The sequence below is a fragment of the Mycobacterium sp. genome, assembly GCF_035499775.1.
In the GTDB taxonomy this organism is placed as follows: Bacteria; Actinomycetota; Actinomycetes; order Mycobacteriales; family Mycobacteriaceae; genus Mycobacterium.
This window is the reverse complement of sequence record NZ_DATJYB010000321.1, coordinates 1-4,738: the sequence shown is the minus strand read 5'-3', so window position 1 is coordinate 4,738 and position 4,738 is coordinate 1. Positions and strand designations below refer to the sequence as shown.

Sequence of the window (4,738 nt, the reverse complement as noted above, 5' to 3'; positions counted from 1 at the left end):
GTGATCCAGAACGACGTGTCCAACCGCGTCAGCGACATGACTATCGTCGCGCCCATCACGTCCACGGTGCGCTTCCCGCTCAGTCCCGTTCACGTTCTGCTGGCAGCCGATGAGAACACCGGCCTCTCGGTCACGTCAGTGGCGCTGCTTAACCAGATCCGCGCGATTGATCGAATGCGCCTCGTCAAACGGCTGGGCTCCATCGACGCCCAAATCCTCGATCAGGTCGACGAAGCAATCCGCATCAGCTTGGGCCTTGTCGAATTCTGAGCAATCACAACGAACCGTACTGAGGCAAACCGTTTGCCCGTAGATACACGTTAACTGCGGTGACGGCACTTCGCAATTCCCAGATCAGTTCTCGCACGATGAACGATCCCAAGCCATCCATACTCTTGCCGGCGACGAGCACGTTGTAGGCCGATGCATGCACCAATTTCGACAGTACCGGATTCCAGAGAGCAAATACCTCCCCGTGCCCGACTTCCCCTGCAACTTGGGCAACATTCAGGTGCTTCATGCCGCGAAGCTGTTCCACAGATAGGTCGACTTTGTCCCTCACGAGCACACGTTCAAGCTCTGGCAAAAGCGGTGCTGCCATCGTTTCGATGACCGAATGCCACTGAACATCGAGGTTCCGAAGCACCCTGTCAAAGAGCTTATAGACCTCAAGGGAGTCGACATACGCGTCCTGATGGAATCGTTTGGCGTTAGGCATCGAGATTGAGATGTACTTGGCCCAAACGTCCAACTCGAGCGCGTTGCGGCAGAGCCAGGCGAGTGTAGAGATACTCGCAGCCCGAACGGCCGGAGCAACCTCCGCCTGAACGCGCCAAACCTCGTGCAGGATACCGACCGGGACCTGTACGATCCAGTAGTCCACGCCGGCGCAGTTGTTGAGATCCCTTGCGAAAAGAAGAAGGCGATTAAGATCAGCGTGTAGTGCCGCCACCTCCGACTGCACTATTCGTTGAGCATCGCTCATGTTACTAGACGTAAACTGCACAGAACCACCGTGCTGAGGTGCGAACTGCCGTCCTACGCCTCGCCCTCCAGCCGTTCCGTACTCCCCAAATGCTTGTAATACCCCAGATCCGCCTTCGTCATCAGCTTCGTCGCAAACAGTATCTGGCCGGCGTGCATCCCGAAATGCTCCACCACGTGGTAGATCGCTTCCAGCACCGTGACGTCGTAGTTCTGCGGCCGGATCCGCTCCGTCAGCCGCGCCGCCGGCACCCCGAGGATCACCGAACAAGCATCGTCTACCACGCGATACAGGCGCGCGGCCAGCTCATCCGGCTCCACGCCGCCCTGCGCCGCAAACTCAGCACTCCGCTCCCGCGCATCCGGCCGCCCCGCCACACCCGACCCAATCCACTGCGTCACATTCCCGCACAAATGCAGCACCAGATTCCCCACCGCATTCTCATTCGCCGACCCCCGCGTCCAAACCTGCTCCGGCGTGAGCTTGGCCAGGCAGTCGTCAATCTTCCCGCAGTACTCCTGCAACCTCTCCGCGGAAACGCGCAGGAACTCAGTTTCAGCACCAGCCACTACAGCACCTCTTCCGACCAACCCTCCAGCACTTGTTTCACCCGCGCGGTGAACTGATCCGCCAGCGCGCCGTCGATGATGCGATGGTCGAACGTCAGCGCCAGATACGCCATCGAGCGGATCGCGATCGCGTCATCCTCGGTCACCACCGGCTCCTTCGTCACCGCGCCGCACCCCAGAATTGCCACCTGCGGCTGGTTGATCACCGGCGTCGCGAAGATCGACCCGAAGCTGCCGAAATTCGTGATCGAGAACGTGCCGCCCTGCACCTCGTCGGGCTTCAGCTGCCGCGACCGCGCGCGCGTCGAAAGGTCCACGATCGCGCGCTGCAGGCCGAGCACGGTCTTCTCGTCGGCGTTGCGGATCACCGGCACGATGAGACCGTTCTCCAGCGCCACCGCGATCCCGATGTTGATGTCGTTGTGGTAGATGATGTTCGTCCCTTCCACCGACCCGTTCACGATGGGGAACGCCCGCAGCGCCTCGGCCGCGGCCCGCGTCACGAACGGCAGGAAGGTCAGCGAGAACCCGTAGCGCGACTGCACCTCGGCCTTGTTCCGGGCGCGCATCTTCACCACGCGTGTCATGTCCACCTTGTGGACCGTGGTGACGTGCGCCGACGTCCGCTTGCTGAACACCATGTGCTCGGCAATCTTGGCGCGCATGTTGCTCATGGCCTCCACGCGCGTCCGAGCCCCTTCGGCCCGAGGCAGCGGAGCCACCACCTGCGGAGCGGGAGCAGCGATGGGAACCGGAGCAGGAGCCGGTGGCGTCGGAGGCAGGGGAGCCACGGATTGCGCCATGGTCCGCGCGCCCTGCGCCGACATGTACGCTTCCAGATCCTGCTTGGTGATGCGTCCGCCCGCGCCCGACCCCTTTACCTGCTTCAGGTCGATGTTGTACTCCCGCGCCATCCGGCGAACAAGCGGTGAAAGCGGTCCCGCTTCAGCCACCGGTTCCGGAGCCGGTTGGGGAGGCGGCGGGGGAGGCGCGGCTGCGGCCGGTGCCGATATTTCGGCACCTTGCCGCTCGGTCGGCACTGATGCCGATGCTTCGGCACTTCCAGTGTCACTAATACGACCTACAACCGTACTGATCGCCACGGTTTTGCCCTCTTCCACCAGCACCTCGGAGAGCACACCAGCGGCCGGCGACGGGATCTCGGTGTCCACCTTGTCGGTAGAGATCTCGAACAAAGGTTCATCGCGCTCAACACGATCCCCCTTTTTCTTCAACCATCGCGTTAAGGTTCCCTCGACAATGCTCTCGCCCATCTGGGGCATCACGACGTCAACCATGTGTCATCTCCTCAACAAGTTGGACAGCGAACTGCCGGCGGAACTGCCGCACCAGCTCCTCGACCACTTCCCCGCGGCTTGCGGTCACCCCGAGACGCTCCATAGATGTCACAGGTTTGGTGAGACCGCAGGGCACAATGTATTGAAAATAGGATAGATCTGTTGTGTGGTTCAGCGCGAATCCGTGCGAGGTTACCCAGCGGCTCAGGTGCACCCCGATGGCGGCGATCTTCGCCCCGTCCACCCACACTCCGGTGGCCCCGGCGACGCGCCCGGCCCGGATACAAAACGAACCCAATCCGTCGATGAGCGCCTGCTCCACCGCCCGGACGTAGGCGACGACGTCGCGCTTCCACTCGCGCAGGTCGAAAATGGGGTAGCCGACGATCTGGCCGGGCCCGTGGTACGTGATATCTCCCCCTCTATCTGTGGGAAAGAAAGAGATTCCGGCTCGCTCCAGGATCTCCGGCCGGGCCAGCAGGTTCTGCATGTGGCCGTTGCGGCCGAGCGTGATGACGTGCTGGTGTTCGACGATCAGAAGCTGATCCGGAATCTCGCCGGCTTTGCGGCGAGCCTCGAGATCCTTCTGCAGGGCAAAGGCTTCGGCGTAGCCGAGCCGGCCCAGATCGCGAACCACGAAATCAGACATTAATCGCCTGGCCATAGACGGCGTTGAAGGCCTCGCCCATCGCTTCGTAGAGCGTCGGGTGGGCGTGGATGGTGGAGATCATCGAATCGACGGTGGCCTCCGCGGACATCGCCGTAACTGCTTCAGAAACCAGCTCGAAGGCTTCGGGTCCGATGATGTGGACTCCCAGAATCTCGCCGAACTTCTCATCGGAGACGATTTTCACGAAGCCGTCGTGATGGCCGAGGATGGTCGCCTTGCTGTTGGCCATGAACGGAAACTTGCCCACCTTGACCTTGTAGCCCGCGGCCTTGGCCTGGGCCTCGGTGAGTCCGACCGAGCCGATGCCGGGCTCGGTGTAGGTGGCTCCGGGGATGCGGTTTTTGTTGATCGGGTTCGTCGGCTTGCCCGCGATGTGGGCCACCGCGACCATGCCTTCCATTGTCGCGACGTGCGCGAGCTGCGGGGTTCCGGCCACTACATCGCCGATCGCGTAGACGCCGGGTTCGCCGGTCTGCTGGAACTGGTTGACCTTGATGAAGCCGCGGTCGAGCTCGACCTTCGTGCCTTCGAGGCCGATGTTCTCGGTGTTCGGCTTGCGGCCAACCGCGATCAGAAGCTTCTCGGCTTCGATGGTCTCCTTCTTCCCGTTGGCCAGCACGGCGGTGAAGGTGACGCCGGCGTCGGTCCGCTTGATGTCCTCAGCTTTGGCTCCGGTTTCGACCCGGATGCCGGTCTTCTTGAAGACTCGCTCGAGTTCCTTCGAGACCTCTTCGTCTTCCACCGGCACGATGCGGGGGAGCATTTCGAGGAGGATGACCTTCGTCCCGAAGCGATTGAAAATAGAGGCGAATTCAACTCCGACCGCGCCCGCTCCGATGACCGCCAGGGTCTTCGGGATGACGGGCATGTCGAGGATTTCGATGTTGGTCAAGATCGCGTCGTCGGCTTTCAGGCCGGGCAGAAGCCGGGCTTCGGAGCCGGTGGCGATGATGACGGTCTTCGCTTCGAGGAGCTGGTCGCCGACCTGGACTTTGCCGCGGCCTTTCAGGAGGCCGTAGCCCTTGATGACGTCAACCTTGTTCTTCTTCATGAGGAACTCGACGCCTTTGGCGTGTTTGTTGACGATGCCGGACTTGCGCTCGAGGACTTTGGGGTAGTTGATGCGCGGGTTTTCGCAGTCGATGCCCTCGTCGGCGGAGTGGACGAAGCGCTGCCAGACGTCGGCCGTGTGGAGGAGCGCTTTGGTGGGGATGCA

At 61.9% G+C, this 4,738-nt stretch carries 6 protein-coding genes; 1 reads left to right on the top strand and 5 read right to left on the bottom strand.

Annotated elements, in window-relative coordinates; genetic code table 11:
- Positions 1-270 (top strand): type II toxin-antitoxin system PemK/MazF family toxin (locus tag VML93_RS20300; protein WP_325613433.1); only part of this gene is annotated, 270 nt, incomplete at its 5' end.
- A gap of 4 nt (positions 271-274) precedes the next feature.
- On the opposite strand, the gene VML93_RS20295 is transcribed toward VML93_RS20300, so the two are convergent.
- The 5 genes from VML93_RS20295 to lpdA are packed head-to-tail and all read right to left on the bottom strand — an operon-like array spanning position 275 to position 4,735.
- Positions 275-985 carry a hypothetical protein gene (locus VML93_RS20295; RefSeq protein WP_325613431.1) on the bottom strand — a complete coding sequence of 237 codons (711 nt, stop codon included), beginning with the start codon at positions 983-985 and terminating at the stop codon, positions 275-277.
- 53 nt (positions 986-1,038) lie between these two features.
- On the bottom strand, positions 1,039-1,554 hold the full coding sequence (locus tag VML93_RS20290) for a DUF664 domain-containing protein (protein ID WP_325613430.1): 516 nt from the start codon (positions 1,552-1,554) through the stop codon (positions 1,039-1,041).
- On the bottom strand, positions 1,554-2,852 hold the full coding sequence (locus tag VML93_RS20285; RefSeq protein ID WP_325613429.1) for a dihydrolipoamide acetyltransferase family protein: 1,299 nt from the start codon (positions 2,850-2,852) through the stop codon (positions 1,554-1,556). Before VML93_RS20285 ends, VML93_RS20290 begins: the two co-directional genes overlap by 1 nt.
- Positions 2,845-3,489: a lipoyl(octanoyl) transferase LipB gene (gene lipB / locus VML93_RS20280; protein ID WP_325613427.1), complete on the bottom strand. Its 645-nt coding sequence runs from the start codon at positions 3,487-3,489 to the stop codon at positions 2,845-2,847. The genes VML93_RS20285 and lipB overlap by 8 nt, the downstream gene beginning before the upstream one ends.
- Before the next feature lie 4 nt (positions 3,490-3,493).
- Entirely contained in the window at positions 3,494-4,735 is a 1,242-nt protein-coding gene (lpdA, locus tag VML93_RS20275) for a dihydrolipoyl dehydrogenase (protein WP_325613434.1), read from the bottom strand.
- Between the last annotated feature and the right edge of the window lie 3 nt (positions 4,736-4,738).